This window comes from Mesorhizobium sp. M1A.F.Ca.IN.020.06.1.1 (genome assembly GCF_004023265.1).
In the GTDB taxonomy this organism is placed as follows: domain Bacteria; phylum Pseudomonadota; class Alphaproteobacteria; order Rhizobiales; family Rhizobiaceae; genus Mesorhizobium.
In genome coordinates, this window is the sequence record NZ_RZSR01001117.1 from 1 (window position 1) to 1,763 (window position 1,763).

General features: G+C 63.8%; 2 protein-coding genes. One reads left to right on the forward strand and one right to left on the reverse strand.

Annotation, left to right across the window (positions count from 1 at the left end):
- On the reverse strand, positions 1–1,190 hold a 1,190-nt coding region (locus tag EOA60_RS31560; protein ID WP_128312520.1), incomplete at its 3' end, for a hypothetical protein.
- Between the two features lie 118 nt (positions 1,191–1,308).
- On the opposite strand from EOA60_RS31560, the gene EOA60_RS31565 reads away from it, so the two are divergent.
- A partial coding sequence (locus EOA60_RS31565; RefSeq protein WP_206628341.1) for a CapA family protein occupies positions 1,309–1,763 on the forward strand: 455 nt, incomplete at its 3' end.

Consider the following 1,763-nt stretch of genomic DNA (forward strand, 5'->3'; position numbering starts at 1 on the left):
TTGAAATCGTCGCTGGTGAGGATTTTTCCACTTTCGAGATAAGGCGCGATGGCCGGGCCGGTGATCGACAGGACGAGGTCGAAAGGTTTCGGCTCGTCGAAGAAGCGCTTCATGTTGATGCCTTTGCCGATGACACGGAAATGCGGCAGCAGCACGCGGCCTTCGAGAAGGTCCTCAGCCATGGTCAGGGCGGCAAGCCATGCCTGCACTTGCGCCTCGCCGACCTCAAGGCTGGTGAGCGGGTTGACGCCCTTCTGCTGCGGTCCCGGCAGCCATTCGCGGTCATTGTCGGTTTCGGCGCGTATCGCTTTCCAGTCCTCGCGCGAAAGCCGGATCATCTCCAGCAGGTGACGGCGCGCCGCCTTCCGGCGCTCCGGCTCGATCACCGGCCAGTTGACGAGATGCACCAGCGAGATGAAGTCGGCAAAGCGCCATTCCGAGGCGAAGATGCTGCCGCTCATGCCGCCATCCGGCGGGACCAGCGCGTCCTGCAACGGCAGTTTCGCGTGCGGAAACAGCATGTGGAAAGAGCCGTCGAACATGGCTTTGAAATCATGCGCCAGCCAGAAATCGGCCTGCGCCATCAGGAACTCGGCGTAACCTTGCAGCCAGAAGCCGTCGGCGCGGTCGAAGCGGAAGGCAAGCGAAGGGGCGGCATCGCTCGCGTCGACGCCGCGTGAGAGCGAGGCCATAATCGCGGCGATGCTTTCGTCCGGCGCGATGTTGCCGTCCTCGTTGAGATTGATACCGGCATGAGCGAGGTCGACCACCATGCCGATATCGGCATCGACGGGCACCGAGCCCAGCGTGGCGGCGGATTTCTCCAGACGGTCGCGGAAAGCGATCAGGATGGCGCGGAACTTTTCATAGGTCAGCGGCTCGGGACTGGGATTGTCCGGCACGGGCAGCCGCATCAGCGGTAGCATGAAGGATTGCGGGCTCTCGAAACCGTGCCGATGCAGACCGCTGGCCAGGATTTCCAGCGCGGTAAAGAATTCGCCGGCGCCGGCGGCATAGGCCGATGCCGGATCGCTCGGTGCCGCCGCCTCCAGTGCCGCCAGGGCTCTGTTCCGCTCTGAAACGGTTTTCGCCTCGAACAAGGCGGCAGGGTCGGGGCTAGCCGCTTTGGCGTAAGCAAACGGCAGGAGCAGCAAGAGTGTGAGTGCCACAAGGCCCGACAGTCGCTTCACGATGGATCCTCCCGTCCCAATCCCGCCAGCCACAATACACGGATTTGCGGCGCTTCGCCTGCTGCTTTCTCCTGGCGCGAAGACGGTCTACACACGATGGCAAACGGTTGGGCATCGCGTGTCGAATTATCCGCTTTCCTACAAATTGTCGTGGCTGCCGCGTTTTCTGAAGCCGTCGCTAGGCGGCGACAGAAACGGTTTCGCGGCGCCGGCAGCGACGCTGATGGTGCCGACGCCAACGCAAACTGTGCGGCTTGCTTTCATCGGCGACCTGTCGGCGGTCGCCAATCGCCGGGTGCCGGAATGCGACCCTGCGATCGCGGCGCTGCTCGCTTCGGCCGATCTCGTGGTCGGCAATTGCGAAAGCCCGATCGTCGAGCGGCCGAGCGCGGTGGCGGGCACGCGGCTTGGCACGCATCACGCGATGAGCGAACGCTTCCTGGCGGATGCGCTGGCAGACGTCGGCATTGCCCGTGACAGGCTCGTGCTGTCGCTCGCCAACAATCATATCCTCGACCAGGGCGTTGCCGGCTTCGACGAGACGGTCGCGGTGCCGATGGTGCGGATGCCGAG